General features: G+C 45.8%; 8 protein-coding genes. All 8 read right to left on the bottom strand.

The window, feature by feature from the left end; translation table 11 throughout:
- Positions 1-31: 31 nt before the first annotated feature.
- The 8 genes from ASD40_RS18915 to ASD40_RS18880 all read right to left on the bottom strand — a co-directional run bounded on the left by ASD40_RS18915 (position 32) and on the right by ASD40_RS18880 (position 20,129).
- Positions 32-1,618, bottom strand: coding sequence for an extracellular solute-binding protein (locus tag ASD40_RS18915; protein WP_057304719.1), 1,587 nt, complete (start codon positions 1,616-1,618; stop codon positions 32-34).
- Positions 1,619-1,689: 71 nt separating this feature from the next.
- Entirely contained in the window at positions 1,690-2,559 is an 870-nt protein-coding gene (locus tag ASD40_RS18910) for a carbohydrate ABC transporter permease (RefSeq protein ID WP_057304718.1), read from the bottom strand.
- Positions 2,560-2,572: 13 nt separating this feature from the next.
- Positions 2,573-3,520, bottom strand: coding sequence for an ABC transporter permease (locus ASD40_RS18905; protein WP_057304717.1), 948 nt, complete (start codon positions 3,518-3,520; stop codon positions 2,573-2,575).
- A gap of 221 nt (positions 3,521-3,741) precedes the next feature.
- Positions 3,742-9,441 carry an S-layer homology domain-containing protein gene (locus ASD40_RS18900; protein WP_057304716.1) on the bottom strand — a complete coding sequence of 1,900 codons (5,700 nt, stop codon included), beginning with the start codon at positions 9,439-9,441 and terminating at the stop codon, positions 3,742-3,744.
- Positions 9,422-10,120, bottom strand: a complete 699-nt coding sequence (locus ASD40_RS37905) for a hypothetical protein (protein ID WP_057304715.1) — start codon at positions 10,118-10,120, stop codon at positions 9,422-9,424. The genes ASD40_RS18900 and ASD40_RS37905 overlap by 20 nt, the downstream gene beginning before the upstream one ends.
- A gap of 64 nt (positions 10,121-10,184) precedes the next feature.
- Entirely contained in the window at positions 10,185-15,278 is a 5,094-nt protein-coding gene (locus ASD40_RS18890) for an Ig-like domain repeat protein (protein WP_057304714.1), read from the bottom strand.
- Positions 15,279-15,494: 216 nt separating this feature from the next.
- Entirely contained in the window at positions 15,495-16,829 is a 1,335-nt protein-coding gene (locus ASD40_RS36150) for a redoxin domain-containing protein (protein ID WP_156390105.1), read from the bottom strand.
- A 249-nt stretch (positions 16,830-17,078) separates the two neighbouring features.
- Positions 17,079-20,129: a glycosyl hydrolase gene (locus ASD40_RS18880; RefSeq protein ID WP_057304713.1), complete on the bottom strand. Its 3,051-nt coding sequence runs from the start codon at positions 20,127-20,129 to the stop codon at positions 17,079-17,081.
- Positions 20,130-20,133 lie beyond the last annotated feature (4 nt).

Here is a 20,133-nt window from a genome sequence, read left to right as displayed (position 1 = left end):
GGGGCTATTTATCGCCACTCTCTTCGTCTTATTACTTGATTAGGCCTGCTTCTTTAAATTGTTTAACGGCTGTATCCTTATATTTCTGCATGTCGAACTTGGTATCCAATGTTTTGAGGAAATTGTCCCAGTTCGTAAGAGGGTCTTTGCCCGACATAAATTTGACTAAGCTTTCATTAATGAAACGTGTGCGATCTGCCGCCAAGGTGTCGCTCGGGTCTGCAGTCAACAAATTTCCAGGCAAAGTAGGACCCACATACTGTTGATTGTTCGTGAAAGCTTCTGCTGTCTTCGGATTCTGGAAGCTGAAGTACTCAGCATCATCGCCACGACGCGGCATTCTATAATGATCTACCCATAGGTACTTCTCTTTCATTTCCTTGGATAATTCAGAGGTTTTATTTTTGATCTTGCCGTCTACGACATCCCAATGAATCCCTTTAATTCCGTATGCGAAATTCGGGTAGGCTTCTTTGTCCGTAAATAGATATTCCAGCATGGACAGGATCCGAATGATTTTGTCCTTATCCGCTCTCTTGGAAATGGCCCATGAATTGCCTTGGAACGATTTTCTCTCTACGATTTGATCGCCGTAAGGCCCCTTCATTGGAGGAATGACGATCCATTCCGGTACCTCTCCGCCGATTTCTTTCATTTTCTGCTGATAATCCGGTTCCAGTCTGCGGGCATCTCTGATCATGAAGCCAACTTTACCTTTAAATAGCTTTTGGTCCAACAAATCAGGCGTATTCATCGTCACCCAGTCTGGGTCCACAACTTTTGCTGTCATCATTTTATTGATGTAAGCGAGCGCTTCCTTCATTTTAGGATCAATAAATAGGAATACTGGTTTATTGTCTTTCACTTCAATAGCTGAAGGAGGATTGACGCCAAACATCCACATCAAGCTATCGAAGCCGTAGGTTTGCAGATTACCTTCTTTATTCATACCGCCGATGAATCCGTACGTATCGTTCTTACCGTTGCCGTCTGGGTCTTTCTCCGTAAAGGCTTTCATCACTTCGAACAGCTCGTCAGGGGTTGTCGGTACTTTCAAGCCTAGCTTTTTTAACCAATCATTGCGGATGAAGAAGCTTCGACTGATACCGTTTACATTATCATAACCTGGAACTCCAATCGTTTTGCCCAGATATGACGTCGCCTCCCAGGAGTCTTTACCAAAACGCTTCTTCAATTCGGGAAATTGATCCAAGTACGGGGTCAAATCCGCAAGAACACCTTGGTCATAATATTGCGCGAGATCGGACCGGCTCTTCAAGAAGAGCAAATCTGGAATATCTCCGCCTGCAATCAACGTATTCAGTTTGGTTGTGGCCTGCCCAGCTTGAGGAATCGTCATATCCAAGTCGATGTTCATCGCCTTCTCCAACATTTGACGTTGAATATCTTCCTCACGTGGAGGTAGCGGAGCGGCAGCATTGAAAGTACCTTGGTTAAACATCGAGATCTTCATTTTGTTCGCAAACTTGTTAGCCTCGGATTGAGGGCTGCTCGAAGCTGTCTGCTTAACTTCTTCTTGGTTCCCACATGCTGACAATAGCGTTCCCAGCCCTACGATAGCAGCCAGAACAGTAAATGTAATCTTTTTACGTTCCATATTGACCTCTCCTTTTGCTTGTATATATATTATCACGGTGTCCCCGTAACAACCTAGGTAGGAATTGCCTTTTAACCTTTAATCGATCCCATGAGTACACCCTTCGTAAAATGCTTTTGCATAAATGGATAAACAATCAAAATCGGAACCGTCGTCACGACAATAGCAGCCATTTGCACAGCGAACTTGCTAACCGTTCCGGAATTGGCCATCGAATCAGCGCTTTGTGTTGCGACGTTAAGCAGAATGTTGCGCAAGACAACTTGCAGCGGCATTAAGTTCGCATCATTCAAGTAAACAATGGCATCGAAATAACTGTTCCAATGCCCCACGGCGTAAAACAAGGAAATCGTGGCAAGAACGGGCAAAGACAGGGGTAAAATAATTCTCCAAAGTGACTGAAGTTCACTTGCGCCGTCGACCCTCGCCGATTCCTCGATTTCAGCAGGTAATTGCTCGAAAAAGCCTTTAATAATGACCAGATTAAATGCACTAATGAGATGTGGAATAATCAATACCCACGGACTGTCTAACAATCCCAGTGAGCGGATTAACAAATACGTTGGAATTAATCCTCCGCTGAACATCATGGTAAATACAATGAATATCAGAAATGTGCTGCGCCCTGGCAAATATTTTTTGGACAACGGATAAGCGGCTAGGACCGTAAATAACACATTAAGCGCAGTGCCTACGATCGTTCGAAACAGAGTAATTTTATACGCCTGCCCTATACCATGAGAAATGAATACTTCTTTATAGGCTACGAACGTAAAGGTTTCTGGAATAATCACAATTCCCTTTCTTAACACTTCCGATTCTGGCGTCATGGAAACAGCAACAACATACAAAAAGGGAAGTAAACAAAGTAGGGCTAGTATGCTAAGAATAAAATATACGACTGCTTGCCATATTTTTTCCCCGAGTGTCATATTGATCATTTATAAAACCACCTCACCAAATTTGCCCATCGAATTTTTTGGCAATCTTGTTCGCAGCCAATACTAAAGCAAATCCGATGATAGCTTTAAACAATCCTACAGCAGTAGCCAAACCAATCTTAAGACGCTCTAACCCTTCTCGATATACCCATGTGTCGATAATATCGATCTTCTCCTGGTTAAAGCTGTTGGCAAACATAAATATCTGGTCAAAGCCAGCATCCAGAATATGACTTAATTTGAGGATCAGCATCAGAATAATGACGCCTCGAATGCCGGGTAATGTAACATGCCATAGCTGTCTCCACTTGGAAGCGCCGTCAATTCGAGCTGCTTCATATAAGCTAGGATCAATGCCTGCTAAAGCGGCAAGGTACAAGATCGCTCCCCAGCCAATATCCTTCCATATTTCCGATAAGATGATCAGCAGTCTGCCCCAAGCTGGTTCCGTTAGAAAGGAGATCGGGTCAACACCATTTTGCTTCAAAATCATATTAAAAAGGCCATCTCCCGGGGCTAATAATGCCACCATCAGTCCATAAACGATGACCCATGACAGAAAATGGGGCAAATAAGTGATCGTTTGTACAATTTTCTTAAACCATTGGGTATAAACTTCATTGAGCAGCAAAGCTAGTACGATGGGAGCGGAGAAACCGAACAATAGCTTATACAGCGATATGATAATCGTATTTCTCATAATGTCCCAGAAATAAACGCCATTGATAAAATCTTTGAAATTTTTCAATCCCACCCATGGGCTATCCCATAGTCCCAAAGCCAGGTTATAGTTTTTAAAAGCAATAATGATTCCCGCCATAGGAATATATTTGAATACGGCAAAGTACACTAATGCCGGAAATAAGAGAGCATACATTACTTTATATCTTTGTATCGTTCTTATCCATGAATCCCGCTTTTTGGGGGTGGGAATGGCGTCCGCTGCCAATTTTGCTTGCATATCATCACCTCATCTTTGTTTATATTTGTATAATAGCACCCCCCTATCGGATAAATTTCTGTGATTTCTTGAATTTCTTATAAGATATTAAGTAAGTACAGCCTTGGATAATTCCAATGCAATAGGCATGAAAAAAAACGGACAGAGTGAGCTCCACCGTTTCTAGGTGCTTTCACTTGTCCGTAAATTATTTCATATTCACTGCAATCCAGGCCATTGCTTTAATTCAATTTCGTATCGATCATTCTGCTAATCATTGCCACTGCTTCCTCGCGCGTAATCTCATTATTCGGCCTTAACGTACCATCCGGATATCCGCTAATAATCCCTTGCTCAACGAGCATTGGAACGTATTCGTTCGCCCAATTCGGGATTTGGCTTCCATCGAGGAATGAACTACCCGCTCCGGCTGCCTTGCTGTCTCCAGCTTTCAAGATGCGTCCGATAATCGCGATCGCTTCAGCTCTTGAAATGGGCACCGAAGGCGAGAGATAAAGCTCGTTTTGACTGGAAGTTCCCCCCAGCCATTGGTTCGTAAGTGCCGTAGACATATAAGGCACTGCCCATGGTGCTACATCGTCCCGATCCGCGTATTCCATCGGAAGGTTACTGGATGAAAGCACAGTGCCCATTGCCCCAACTACGATCTTGGCAAACTCTTGCCTTGTAATGGATCGCGTAGGTGCAAAGATAAGGCCATCCCCCTGATTAATGCCATTCACCGCACCAATCGATGCGAGACGATAGACCATATCGCGAGACCAGCGATTGTTCATATCTTTGAAATCCTGCATATCTGCGTTATACAGGAGAGCATACTTGCTAAAATGCGGAAGTGTCGCAGTTATCGTACCTGCTAGCGGATTCATCACGCCGCCGATATATTCCCACTTCTTCGTTCGCTCGTTATACCAATAAATACCAGCCTTACTTGGATCCTGAATCTCTTCTAAATTAAAGCGGATCGTAAGCTCCGCAGGCTCTTTCAGCTTAATCGGTTTATCAAACTTAAATTCATAGATATCGCCTATGACTTTCAAGCCTTCACTTTCATAGGCTTTCGGGTTCCGCACTACGCCAATCCCAAGACCTACGTTCTCTTGCATTGGCTGCGCTGCAAATCGAAGTGCCGCTCGATCACGAATTTTCACAATCGATTCTTGATTAGGCACAAGCTTAGCCGAGGTGACGAACTCCACATCCTGCTCCAGCTCGATGAGCCGTTTCAGGATATTTTGCAAGGTTTCCTCCACTACTTTATCAGCTTGCTGCTGCGAATCACTGGAAGAACCGTCTCCGTCAGGATTCGGGTTCGGATTCGAAGGCGTCGGCGGAATATACCAGTCATCATAGTTAGGTTTAGATGGCGGAGGTGCATCTGACTTCTTGCCGACTTTAACGATGAGCGTATCCTCAAATGCGTATTCTGTCGTCACGGCATAGGAGGCTTTGACAACCAGCTCGCCCTCATAGTCTGCTGCAACCTGCCCTTGCTCCGAAACGGAGCCGTTGGCGTCACCCAGAATCATACTCCAGCCTACTTGACTAGGATCAATAACTGTAGATACGCCGTTCTTATCCACACCTACGAGCTCTAACGATTGCTTGCTGCCTGCCGGAAGGCTGAGTTCTTCTCCATCAGCCGCTAGCTTTCCTGAGGCTTCAGCAACAGGTCGAAGCTCCACCTTCACGAATGCATCCACGGCTTGATTCATAACTTCGGAGCTGTATGTCGTCTCATTGTCGGCATCATCCTTTGCGGTGATGACAATAGCCTTCGACAAGTAACCCTCGATCGGCAAGGCATGTTCGAAAGCCCCATCCGTTTCAACGGTAATAGGCTGCCCATTGATGCTTACTTTGCTTCCCGGCTCTGCTACCCCTTTGACCAACACCGTTTTATCGGTAGAAATGGAGCCTAGTCGCTCAATCTTGAGGTCCGGTGCTGTTGTATCTGAGAATACCCTTGTGCCGCTGCGTGTTTGGTCCCCGCTCGCATTCGTGGATAGGAGTTCAATCAAATTGGTCCCTTCCTCTAAGGGAATAGTTTTCTTCCAATCAGCTCCCGAGAAAGTGCCTACGTTTTTATCATTCACACGAACGATTGTGGAAACCGATTGATCTGCATGCAGCTGCAATTGGAAGGATTTCTCATTCACGACATAGGTTTTCTGATCACTTTGTCCATTTTCTCCATACGAATTCGTAATAGGCTCGTTATTCATATTCAGTTGAGTTAGCTCAACCTTGGCTGGGTTAGGTACCGGTAAGTAAGCCCCAGCAGAAATAGCTGGTTCACTATAAACCTTGCCACCTTGGACCTTCTTGTACGCACCGATGGATACCTTATAGGTCGAGCCAGGAACGAGTCCAACCGTTGTGCCAGTGTCATCTTTGATCATTCCGCCAAGGGTTGTTTCCTTAGCGTCTCCTGGCACATCCACGGTGCCTATGCCTGTTACAGGTTTATTATTCTCATCCAGCAGTTGGATCGTGTAACCGTCTACCGCCTGCGGCGTTTTCCAAGATACGCCCAGCAAACCGCTGCCTGCGGGTACTGCTTTAACCTCTTGCGGTTGTACAGGCTGATGAGGATTTACAATTGTGATGGCTGCAACGCTATATCTGCTGTCCAGATTCGTGTCGCCTTGCGATAAAACGGCTTTGACGTAATAAGATCCGCTTGCTATCGTCTCAGGGAGTGTAATCTCCGTAGTCCCATCCTGAACAGAAATGTCTTTGACTAACAGGCGGCCTGGATCATTTTCGTTATTCGTGCTTAGGAAAAGAGACACTTTTTCATTCGTCGTATGATCCCCTTGCCAGTTCACCCTGACTTTATTGCCACCCTCAGGATCAACCGTTGCGTTTACATTCGACAAGGTTGCAGGTACGGTTACATCCATCAATGACCATTCAAGCGGTTGGTCGGACTTCACTTTCCAATTCCCCGCCATGTTACTTACAAGCTGCTTTTGGATTGAAACGTACACGCGCTTCTCTAGCGTTCCCGATTGCGAATCCTCTGGGGTAATTTCCTGTACCAAGTAGTTTTCGTCGATCGTAAGCGGATAATCCTGGCCGCTCGGATCTGTGACTTGTAGATTTGGCGGCGTTTCCCCCGTGTACTTGAGTTCAAACAACGCTGCTTCTTGATCAGCTGTGACCGGAATTTCATACTCGTTGGGGTTAGATAAAATACTTACACGATCAGCAGATTTCATCGATACTGCAGGTTTCTTCGAGCTTGCGACGCGTTTAATGTTCGTCCCGAAGGTCATCGCTGACACATTCCCGGAATCATCGATGTACTCCTTTTCCATCAGCCCTTCCGCTTCCGGCAGCATGTCTGCCGTTAACCGCGACGATGCGAGTGTCGGCCTGCGGCTTCCCCAAGCATATTGATAGCCAAACGGAATGCCAATAATTCTGACCTTCCCCCAAACCTTCTCGGAGCTGATCTCTCCTGATGCATGAGCGATTTCTTTGCCGCCAACGATCGGAACCGCTCTAGGGATTCTGACTGTTAATGAGCCTCCACCCGCCATGTAAACAGGACCTAACAAGCCATGCTTGGACGAATCATATTCGAAAAGAACATAGACTTCACCTATAATCGCATCGAAAATTTCAAGCCTTGCTCCAGCCTTAAGCGCAATACCGAAGTTGGTTAATGAATCTTGAAAGTCGACGCTTCCGTACACTTCTTTGAGAATCGGAAACTTCAGAATCTCAAATTCACCGAAAAATTCCATCCCCCGCATTGATAATCCCAGCGTCACATTATCTGCCGTTATAACCTTGGCAACACTTAGCCCCCCAATCATGACAACTTTCAGTGGAGGCAAAATATTAAAATTGCCTGTAACCGTGTCATACAGATTACGGAACCCGCCACCGCCTTTGGTGATAAAGGCCACAGGTGCTATCGGGATTAGCGGAATTCCAGGCTCCCCGCCAACGACGAAGACGAAGTTATCAGGGATTGACACACCGCTTTCCGTAAAGCGCAGCGTCAGCAAGCCATCCAATTCAACAACCTGGAATTGAACATGCCCCTCGATTTCGAATTTCTTATCAAAGGTATCCAGCATGACCCTGCCGCTTGCGCCAAAATCAAGCCCAGGCACCATGCCCTCCGGCAATCCGGCATAACCTTCCGCGCGGAGTCCCATGAAGCCGAAGGTGTTTGCCCGCCCGAACATATTCGTCTCTTTTCTCATCCCGAACTTCGCTTCATCCAGGGATAAGCCCACCTTAAGCATTTCATCGGTCTGGTCTTTCTCAGCCCCGTCTCCCTGCCCATTTCCTGGCGGCGGAGGCGGTGGATTCTGATTGTTATTCCCGTTCGGATCTTTCTCCTCTTCCTTTTTCTGTCCTGGGTTGAAGTTCATCGACACCGACCCGCCAAAAGAAACACTCTCATTCCCAATGACTGCATTCTTAATCTCCACTTGGAAGAAGGACATATGCTGCAATACCGACAAACCTTTCAGCACTTCCCAGTTAATTTCGATAGGCTTCTGCCCATCATCTTCGTTCGCATCCAGTGAATAGCGGCTTCCATCAACCAATTCGATACTAAACGGACCAAACGAAAACGGAAAACCAGGAATGGACAGCACGCCGTTCCCTTTCAACTCAATGTAGTTTCCTTCATGGGAAAGGTCCTGATCATTTTTTTGAATCACCATTTTTTGCGAGGCTTGCCCGAAAATCGCGCTCAATTCCTTCGATGTATCGTGGCGGATGACCGAATTAATGGTCGCTCCCGCTCCAATTTCAAAGTACGAATTGTCTCCAGCCAGCGAGCGAATCGGCCCTCGGAACTCAAGCAAGGCTTCTTTCGAGGCACTTGCATACTGATGCTTCAAATCAGCTAGCTTGGACTCATTTTCAACCGGAACCAGATTGTAAGTCTCATTTCCCTTCCCATCCATGTTCTCGCCAACGACGAGCAATATCCCGTAGTCTCTCGTTTTATAACGCTTGTCTCTTGTGAATTCGACCTTCTTCTCGAACGTACCGATCACGCCGGCATTAATTCGAATGATGTAAGTGCCTGGCTCTTCCTTAAGCGGAGGCCACAGCGTGTCTTTCAGCTGGACCGTGATTTGTTTATCATCCACAACAGTGACATCCGTACTCGGAACGAGCACTTGCGCCCCATCACGTTCACGGATCATCTGCACTTGCCATTCGTTTGAACCCTTTAGAACCTCGAACCCTTTGCCTTGCAGAGCTATCGTAGGATTCTCATCCAGCATATACAGTTTCTTAGGAAGCGCCTCTAGAACCTGCACTTCGGGAATTTTGCCTGATAAGGCTGGCAGGACGACAAAGGAAGCTTGTATGTTTTCTTCGCTGCCGGCTGCTTGTACAATAACTTGAAATTGTGCAGCTTTATACACTTTTTGCGGCTTTGGCCTCACTTTCCAAGTAACCGTCTTGACCTCGCCAACCTTCATGCCTCCTACCGCTTTCGTTGATCGTTCTCCTTGTACTAGCTCAAGCTCAGCAGGTAATCCAAGAACGGCCTGAACATTCTGCTGCTCTACGGAACGATCGATCGAATTGTCGATATCCACACGAACCTCGAACTCCGCTTCCTTATAACCAGTCCCATTTTCATTAACCTTTAATTGTTTCGGCGCCCCAATTTGCAGCCCGTAGGTCGCTTCCTTTTGAGAGGTAAAAAAGCTGCCTAACCCGTAGTAAGTTTCAAACACAGCTTCCTGACCAGGAGCAAGATTCGAAGGATCCCAGTACATGGCAACGGCACTGTCCGCCGAACCATAAGCATTTTGCGTACTTGTAAAATCCAGCTGCGGATTCACCGTGTAATCCCATTTGGTCTCGGAAATACCATTCCAATGGGCAAGAATCATCCGATTCGGCGATTTATTTCCCCAGCCCTGCATGAAGCCGTATGACATCACCTTTGGATTCAAAGGGTTGTCTGTCGCTCTCCAATAATACGGAAGTGACCCTTTCGATTTTCGTTTCATTTCGAATATACGTATTGCCGCCTGATAAGGAGATGGGAGAAGCATCCTGCGGTCCCAGCATCGTATCAAGCAGAATGCGAGACCCGACATTTTGATCTTGTTTCGTCGTGTTTTTAACCTTGTAAGAGACTTTTATGTTACCCGCATTCGGGTTCGTTTGGTCATCTACTAACGTTAGCGTCTGAATAATATCTAGACCCTCGATATGCCAGACGGATTGGTTCGAGAGGCCTTTATTCTCAGGCGAAAAAGTAAAATAACCATTCGTCCCTAGAAATCCGTAACCATTTCCATAAATAAAATCTTTGCCATTAATGCGGAATGTCGTAAACGATGTTTCTGGCAGTTTATCGCGGAACAGCAGCGGTTTGTTGTCGTCGCTTGTTTTGAGCGGAGACCCCATCTTCGTCATCACGCTGAAGCGTCCTGTTTGCTTATTGACACTTACATCCATGAAATCATTCGCAACCGTGAGCGGCTGAATTTCCGCATCGATCGCAAGCGCCAGCTCTCCACCGATAGGCAGACATAGTACAATTGTCATCATAATGAGTGCCATTTTCTTCCAAATCCTTGCTTGTACCGCCTTCATGATTCACTCTCCTCTACAAATGAGGAAAAGCATCAACCATCAAAGAAAAGTTGATGCTTCCTCGTTATTCTGAAGATTTCGTTGGTAAAATGTAGACATGAACGAGCTTCGTCTGACGTTCTTGGTCTTGGATAAAGAACGTATATAAGCCATATTCCTTAACCGGTAAATTGCCATTTGCTAGAGCTTGCCCAAAGGTCTTAAAATCGCCTTTATTTTTATATCCTCGGGCCCATTTCACTTGACTTGACCCTTGTTGTCCGAACAGCTTCAATTGAATCGCATCGCCATAGACCACTGCTTCCGTATCCTGAAGCTGCTTCGAATTGACAAACAGCGTGAAGGTCGTTGGCGCGATAACAATCGCTTTGCGCACAACAACCATTTGATTACCGGCGCGATCCGTCGCTTTGTAAGTAATCTCGTATTCCCCGGGTACCCCGGCTTGAATATTGTGGGACACACTGAGCTTTTCCTTCAAGTTGCCATCAAGATTGTCAGATACTTCAACATCGGAAGCTGGGTTAATAGCCGTTGTTCCAACATCGATTAGCAGCTGCTCTCCGCTTAAGAATCGAATCTTCGGCGCTTCTCGATCGATATTGTTCACATCGATTCGCAGACCATATTTGTTATTCAAAGCATCTGCCGCTTCTACCCAACGTGTTCCATTTTCCGTGAAGGTTACGACATTTCCTGTAATTCCTACATATGTCAGTGCCCTGTCAGCTGTTAATGTGACCGTGACGTTGTTTTTTGTAGGCATTGTTTCGCTGTAAGCATATGTAACCTTCGCCGTTGCTCTTGTGATATTACTTACCGTCGCTATGGCTTCAGCGGTGTTACCGGCTAAATCTTGAACGAGGAAAGTAAAAGTTCCATTCTCTTTGAAAACAATCTGGTTGGATCTGTTATTATTCAGCACTTGGATGGGCTCATTTGCTTCTACTGTTACAATAACATCATCCTTCGTTGGTGCTGTCTTGCTGTATGTAACGTTCAAAACGGGGCGCGTACGATCGATATTGTATACATTCGCCGTTACTGTCGCTTCATTGCCCGCACGGTCTGCTACACGGAATACATAGTTCCCATTTGCTGTGAAATCACGAGAAGTACTGCCATTATTGCCGATGATAGTGATCGGTTCATTGGCTTCAACGCTTGCGCGAACGTCTGTATTGGTCTTCGTCGTCATGGACGTTGAATATTGAACACTAGCCACAGGTGGCGTCTTATCAATCCGATCCACATTCGCATTAATCTCACGCTGATTGCCCGCTGCATCTTGGTAAACAAACTTAAATGCACCATTCTGCGTAAACGTATATGTCGTCAGTCCTTCGTTATTGACAACGGTTGGCAGTACTCCGGAATTATCCTGAGCCACTAACGTAGCGACCACATCATGATTCGTCCATCCCACTTCGCTGTAATTCACGATCGCCGTTGGGGGAGCTCGGTCGATTACGGTTACCTCCGCTGTTACTTGACCTTCATTTCCGGCTGCGTCTCGATAATAAAACACAAAACTTCCGTTTTCTTTGAATGTATACTGCGTACTTCCTTCATTGTTGATTACCGTTACAGGATCATCTTCACCCGTGAAGGAAAGGGATACCGTAACATCTTGCTTCGTCCATGTATTCTCGCTATACGTAAGCACTGGCACTGGTGATTGTTTATCAATAAAATTGACCGTTGCCGTCTTTTGAGAGATATTCCCAGCCTCGTCTTGAAAAATAAACGTATGCGAGCCGTTTTCCGTAAAGGTATACGTATCGCTTCCAGCTATCGTAACTACGCCATGATTGTCATCATAGGTAATTAAAGTCACGGTCACATCTTCATTCGTTTTACTCTGCGTGCTGTACATCAAATCTGCTGTAGGAGGCACCAGATCGATATTTTGGACCACGACCTCTCCCTCGCTAGTCAGTGAAGTGCCCCCATCCAGCAGCGAATATTGAAGTGTCCCATTCGTTTTAAAATCATAGACCGCCTGCTGAACCGTCTGTGAGACCAGAACTGCATCTTCAGGTACAACGATATGGCTTACTGACAGCGCAGGATTGCCAGACGCATCTACCGTCACACGAACGGGGCCGTTCGTCCAATCGCTAGGAGATAAGGTCACCGCTGCATAAGGCAAACTTCGATCAATTCCATTCACCGTCGCCACAGCCTTACCGACATTACCTGCGTCATCTACAAATTCAAACTCAAAAGAACCGTTATCCGTAAATAGGTACTCCTTGCTCCCACTGCTAGGTTTCGTCACCCTTACCGATTCGTTAGTAGCTAAGGTTGCTTTCACATCGCTAGCGGTGCGCCCTGCAGGACTATAGGAAACCACGCCTACCGGGTTCGTATTGTCGAGCTGGAACAGCGAGTTTGTGCGGCGGATAGCCTCATTCCCTGCTTTATCCGTTACCTTTGCCCACAAATACCAGAGGCCATTCGCCCCGCTCAATTCGGCCTTATGATCTGCACCTAGCGCGGTCCAGGCAGTCGGAGCCGTACCTGCATTCATCGACCAGGCATAGGCATAAGTAAGCTCGTTAGCCGCAGTCATATTATCCGTTGCTGAAATAACTGAGCTTGCCGCTTTCTTTTTGTCGGAAACTCCCTCTACACTGAACTGAATCTGTGGCTTCGTCTTATCGATCCAGGTCACGGTTGCGACTGCCGTATTCTCATTGCCTGCTTTATCGCGAAATACGAACGTGTACGTTCCGTTTGCTTGGAACACATAGCTGAATCCGCTGAGATTGACTACATCGATTTCACCTGAGGCTGTATTCGTATCCGTTGCTGTCAATGTCGCCGTAACGGACTGATTCGTGATTTGTGTTGTGTTGTAGGTTATTTTCACCGCAGTCGGTTTCGTTACATCATAGATAACCGTATCCGAATAGGTCGTACTGATGTTGCCAGCCGCATCACGGTATCGGACAGAGATCGTCCTTACACCTTCCGTTTCCGGGATGGTAACGAGCTTGGAAGCGGTAAATGCTTCCCAGCTCCCCCAAGTTGTGCCTCCGTTCGTCGACAGCTGCATATCAATGGGTCCATGCAAATCTGTCGCTGTGAGCTCTACCGCTACAGACTTGTTGTTCGTTTGTTCTACAGGGATATGTATCGTACCGGTGGGTGCGAGGTCATCCAGCAAATATGGACCGCCCCGCGCCAGCTGCCAGTTGCCGGCTTGATCATAAACCTTGGCATGAATGTAGTACGTACCCGATTTATTTTCAATTTTAAAGGTTCCGTTCGTCGAGCTGCTCCATGTCGCATCGTTTCCGTCGGATGTCGCTTGATTCGAGACGGCATACTTAATAACATAATTCCCAAGCGCTGTCGTGATATTATCTGACAAGCTAAGACTTGTCGTAACCGATTTACTGTACGTGCTCGTGCTTGGATTGCTAAAGGCAACTGTTGGTTTCGTATTATCCAGCACAAAGCCCTGTGTTGTACTTGCATAACCGATGTTCCCTGCGCTATCTGCAGTCTTGATATGTAAATATTGCGTGTTATTCGCATTCGCTGGGGAAGATAGTGTTGCGCTGTGAGACGTTTTGGAGCCTGTTCCATCATAAAATAGCTTCCATTCCGGAGCGCTAGGACTTGGGGCTGTTACACTGCTAGACCACAAATAGCTTGTCTGGCCGAGCGTTCCCCTAGCTTCCGCCAAGGATACAGTCACTTGTCGCACATTGGCAGGCGCGCTATTCCCTTGCTCAGAGAAGGTTATCGCCGGTGCTGTTTTATCGATGACATAATCCAGACTTTCCAGCGTCCTCACATTCGTCGCATTGTCCGTTGCCGTGATTTTCAGCTTATAATTGCCTTCCAGGCTGTTCGGAACGCTTAACGTTCCTAAAGCGCTGCTTACGGTACCTGTCGAGTAGGAAACCCCTTCCTTGAACCATTCGTAACTCCATTGTTTCAAGCCCGAGAAGGCGTCGAGAACTGAGTACGTCACGTTTTGACTTTTTTGGGCGGTACTTGATATAGGTCCGAGCGTAATTTTGGGCGGTTCATTGTCAAACATAATCGAGCCAGATGACCTGATGGTCGTATTGCCAGCAGCGTCCATTGCTTTGGCGTGTAAAAAATAGATGCCTGTGCCTGGCGGATCTAATGCGGCCGCTCCACTTAGAATGCCCGTTGAAATCTCCTCGTCTCGTGGCGGCAGCACTTTCTGAGTCCACGTATAATAAAGGTTGACATTCTCATTCACTGGCGTGTCATTTGCTGTTATAGTAACGCCATGGCTTTTCTTAATAATGCCAATCGCGTACTGCCCGAATGCTATCGTTGGCGGTTCATGATCATAATTGAACGGTCCAGCCGAGCTAATCGTTTCATGCCCGACCTTGTCTACAGCTCGTGCATGAAGATAGTAGGTCCCGTTACCTGTAGGGTCGGGAGCCGTCGTTCCGCTCACTATGCTGGTATTAATTTCCGCAGCAGCTGGCGGCGCAGCGCTTTGCGTCCACGTATAATAGAGTGACACACTCCCTTCAACGGGCAGATCAGTCGATGTTACCGTCACGCCATGGCTATTCTTATAGTCTGAATTGGATGATTGGCCAAATGTTATCGTAGGAGCGGTATTATCAATATAAACTTCGGTCTTGAACAAACTTTTGAAATACGTCACGTTATCCATGGAGGTTCCATCGCTAAAGTTCGTTTTGTAATTCGAGAAAGAATGCCAAGCATTTTCCAATTTGTTTGTATAGCATAATTCTGGCCCTTGCTTCATGATGAGTCGACCGGAGGCCATAGAAGCTCCGACCGTGTACTTAAATAAAGAGGGATAGCCCATATATTGGGGTGGTGTTTCAGGAATTCTAAAGATAGCCGGTGTTGTTTGGCTGCCTACCGTTTCCGTTATAACAATGCTGTCTTTGTGACAGGCAGCGCCACCATTCTCGAATTGCACATTCAAGTAAATGGTGTCCCCTGATTTGAGAAAGTACTTCCTCGTAAGTGGATCCAAACCCGGTGTTGCAATGACAGATATCCCGTCAGGCTGATGCATAGGGGCCGGCAATAAGGTGGCCGCCGCACTTACTTCACTCACATACGGTACAAGTCCCCCAATCAAGAGGATGAGCGCCAGTATGATTGAACTTATTTTTTTCATAGTACCTCCTATTTATCGATGCCATTTCCCTATACTAAATTATCAAATTACGACAATATTCCACGTTTTCACATACTAAAAATACCTGTAAATGCGACTAAAGCACCATACCCCAAATGGGGTATTATTGGTGTTTTTATTTAAAAAAGAAAAAACACCGTTCCACATACGCAATAAATGCATACATGAAAAGGTGTTTTAGGTTATTCGAGATCATTATTTCGACTTTTTCGTTCTCTCATCCAAAGCATTCAATTGATCTACATGATAATGCATATCCTGTAAGATTTCACTTACTTCATTATTTATCGTCGTTTCAACTTCCCCAACTTTACTCAAGTCAATTTGCGCTTGGTGCTGGCTATCCTTGATGTGGTTCAGTTCGGTACCTAGCTGCAGCGTTTCATTGGCGATCACTTTAACGCCATCCGATATCGTAAGGATATGGGCTGAGTTGACAGAAATTCGCTCTCTAACCGTATCCATCGTTTCTTCAAACGTAGAGAACGACGAAAAGCTTTCATTAATTTTCTCATCAATTGCTTGCAGCTGCGCTGTAATGTTACCTGCAGACTCCTCCGTTCCATGAGCCAGTTTGCTCACTTCCTGAGCGACAACGGCGAAGCCTTTACCATGCTCGCCTGCTCGGGCAGCTTCAATGGAAGCATTTAGCGCTAGAATTTTGGTCTGTCTGGAAATTCTGGAGATGACCTCACTCATCTCATTAACGACAAGGGTCATACTAATTAATTCATCCATCAATCCGCGTGTCGTTTGAATGTTATGACTTAATTGTTGATTCAACTGCTGAATATCCGTGAATTCATCGGATGTCATGTTCAGCTGATGACTATATTGGTTTAATTCCTCAGACTTTTTCTCATAAACGCTCACAAACTCCTCTAATTGCTCATAATTACCTAGAGAAGCTTTCTTAAGTCCTTCAATATTATGTAGATTGTCCTCTATACTCTTCGTCACATAGGCAGCAGAAGTATTCACGTGCTGTAGGGTGGATTTCATATTCGCTATGAAAACCGGAAGCTCCTCTTGAATCGAGTTGCCTTGGTCAGAGACAATAGAAAGGGTATCAATCACTTCTAAAATTTCCTTCGCAGATGGTCGGTCCGCTTGGTTCTCACCAATATAGGAATAACGAATCGTTTGATGTTCATCAATAATATACGTGCTTGGAATCGCAATTCGGAATGAATCCCATTTAATTGGCGTGAACACCTCATAAGACTTTATGACTTCTCTCGTTTCGTCCGAAAGAATGGGGAATTTGATGCCGTTCGCGTTAACATAATCTTTGATGTTGGCTAGCTTTTGTCCAGCGATGGCAATGAGATTTACGCCCTTTTCCAAAAATCGTTCGTAATACTCATTTAACTCTGGCATCTGTTTCTGGCAATTATGGCACCATGTTCCACGCAAGAAAATAATAACTAACGGCTTGCCCTTGAAATCTTCCAAACCCTTAATACCTTGTGTAGAATCTAGTCGAAATGGTGCTGCCTTTTTCCCTATAGATAAACCTTTCTTAGCCATGCTGCCACCCCAATTTAACATGATATTCGTAAATAGCTTCCTTCAGTCTAGCTGAAAACCAGTGGGAATGCTACCTTATTTCAGATAAAAAGTTTATATATTCGACAAAAAATGACCCGCTTTTAGGCCACAGCCTTAGCGGGTCATTTCATCGTTCTTTCAGTAGAGCTCCACCTCTGCAAAAGCCATCCGATACCGATTCGCATCACTTTCAGCATCATTTATAAGTTGTTACGCTCTATTCTTATTTTATTTCAATTCAATATACGGCGAATCATCTAAACCGAATCGAACGAACGTATATCGATCCGTATAAATTGGCGTATTCTTTTCTATGTCTTTATCCGTCCACCCAGGCTTATCCGTAAAGCTGTCAGGTCCTACCTTATAGAGCTCGCCTTTTATGTGATGATGCGGACCTAGCAAATTTCGGCAGCTGTTTGCCATTTCTACCTCGATTACATTTTCGCCTTTACGCAGGAAGGAAGTGATATCTGCCTCGTAAGGCTCCCAGAGAAACGTTCGAACCTCTTGACCGTTAATATACAATCGACTGACAATGGTATTTGGCGGTGTGGAAAAGCTCCATTTCGCCTCCAGCCAATCGTTTCTATCGATATATACCTTTTGTTCAATGTGAATTTTACCGCTATAGAAAGGAAATCCTTGACTAACGAGATCCCCCGTATGCACGGAAACAGGTAGTTCCGTAAGGACAAACGGACCCATCGTATGAACCGCTTGACGCTCTCCGCTCAGGTATGGCGAGCTTGACTCTACACCGAAGGACCCAATGATATAGATATTTTCGATTTCTGTTTCGAACGTCAGCTTATTTCCTTCCGATTCAAACTGTTTCGCATGCTCAATTGCTGCGTAAGTCTGAGAAGAGTTGTAGAAATAAGATTGAAGTCGAATTCGATTTACTCCTGGTACGATCCTTTCACTAATATTCACTTTCTGGAAAGAAATATCTCGCCACCAGCCAGAGCTTATTGATTCAATTGGTCGCCCGTTCAATTCGATTTTGACATCTTCCGGCTTCTCTAGGACCACATATACATCGCGCGAAGGATCAACATCAAACGCAACCTGGAATTCGAATTCTAGTTCGATATGAACAGGTCGTCCAAAAGCTAAAAGCAGTTCTTGAACGAAAACCACGGGCTGAGGGTCTGACCAAGCGCCGTAATCAACACGTAAACGACAAGTATCTAGCGTCAAACTGTTTTCCTCACGACTAGAAATCTGCCAAGTATGATCTAAAACGATTTTCGATTCTGGCTGCCAAGAAGTCGTTCTATTTGTATCAAACATCTCTTCACTTTGCGCTGCTTCTTCAGGTATGATCTTCACAACATAGGACTGTCCTGGATGAAAGGTCAATGAAATGCGTACGCCGCAATCTGTATCTTCCTGTTCGATAGGTATAACCCCGCCTGTCTCCAGGTCAATTAAGGATACTTTTCCTTTTCGGAACAGCTCTACCTGCACGGACTCATAACGTTCCTTACCGGAATTTACGATGTAGTACATGATCGCGCCGTCCAAAGCTAACGTCTGGACATTCATGGTATCCTCTGATACGTCTTTTCCGTCATGATCCAACATACGGATGGATGGAGATACTGTGCTGGACAAGGCGTTTAGCAGCGAACTAGAATGCCATTCGGGTTTCAGCGCTCTCTCAATTAGCTGATCTAACTCCTTATCCAGTTCTCCATTAATAAGCGTTGGAAATGGCGCAAATGCAACAAGGCAGCCGCCTTGAAGGACGAATTGCTTCAACAAATCAACCGTAACACGGTTCAAGGTTACACTTGGCGGAATGATCACAACTCGGTAGGATGCCTCGCCTACTATAAAGCTCCCGTTGCTGACACTACCGTGACGTTCAATAATGCTTTCACTGCCATAATCGTGCTCTACGAATGTTTGGCACATTTGGCGGGAAAGCTGGGTAAAAGCCTTATGGTAAGGCTCGATTTCTGAAGAATCCTCACCACATTGATGAACCCAAGCAGAGCGGATTGGGTGCAGAAGCAATACTTCGGGTTGACGTGTTCCTTCGGAAAGTAACATCGTCAGTCTCGCAAAGTAATCATTAAAACCTTTATAATCCTCCCACCAAGGCTGCTGATAAAATAGGGACGGCGGATAGTCACGTTTTCGTAGGCCTCTCAAGCTATATCCTTGCAAATGCTGACACATCAAATTAATCCCGTGGACAAATTGCCATTCGCCTATTCGCTTAAGATCCTCAAAGCTGACATTCCAGCCTGAACAACCGAAGCTTTCCGTAATGGTCATCTTTTTCCCAAGTTGATGGGCTGCTGAGCCTACCTGTTTCGGAACAATTGGCTCCTCGCTAATAAACCGACCTAACCAATCACAGCCCGGAATTTGCAAAAACTCATAAAATGCCATTGGATCCCCGACTGAAGTCACTTGTTGCATGAGCACTTGTTCATCTACAACGTGACCTGTTGCCGACCATCCCTTGCTATCACACCAATCCCCAATCTGTTTCGCATAGCTTTGACTGAACATCGCGGTTACGCATTCCCAATAATCATATCTTGCTTTACTGGAGCCCTCCACATTCATAAACAAAGCGGGTAGAGCTTCCTTCAAGTCATAGCCATATCTAGACTCAAATGCTTGCTCCAGATCAAACGACCAAGGCAAATGCCCGCGAGTGAACTGCGGTTCGTCCGTAAACACGCCTTTCAGATTGTCTCCAAACTCTTCGCCAAAGCGTTCCCAATAGGCTTCGTAGGTCGATTCAATGAACGCCCGTACGGTTTCCACACTTAGTGTATCAATATAATATGGATTTACTTCATAGAAAAACCTTAAATCTGCGCTGCTCTCTTCTGCTGCTGACAATAAACGATAGCCCTGCTCGGATTTGGCATAGAAACCGATCGTTCTCTCAGCCGGGTTCTGAAAGGGGGCCTGCTCATAGGCCAGTCTTTTTTGCTGATAAGCGACCCCCAGTGCTGGAACTTTTCCATCTGCGAAGCCACTGGGCCATCCGTTTTCATCATATAACCATGGGGTCATACCAAGTTCTTTGCTTTTCTCGATACAGGTCCGTACAGCCGACATCCACTCTTCACCCATATACGGAGTAAGGAGTCCTCCTCTGGCATGCATAAAAAATCCACCTATCCCGGCTTTATGCATCTCCTCAATCTGCCGTTCTAACTCCTCCGTTTCCAATTTATCATTCCATGACCATAACGGCACTGAGCGATATTGGACAGGAGGATTATGAAGTTGATCCCAAATCGTCATCTTA

It is taken from the genome of Paenibacillus sp. Root444D2 (assembly GCF_001426375.1).
Taxonomy (GTDB): Bacteria; Bacillota; Bacilli; order Paenibacillales; family NBRC-103111; genus Paenibacillus_E.
This window is presented reverse-complemented; position numbering and strand designations above follow the sequence as displayed.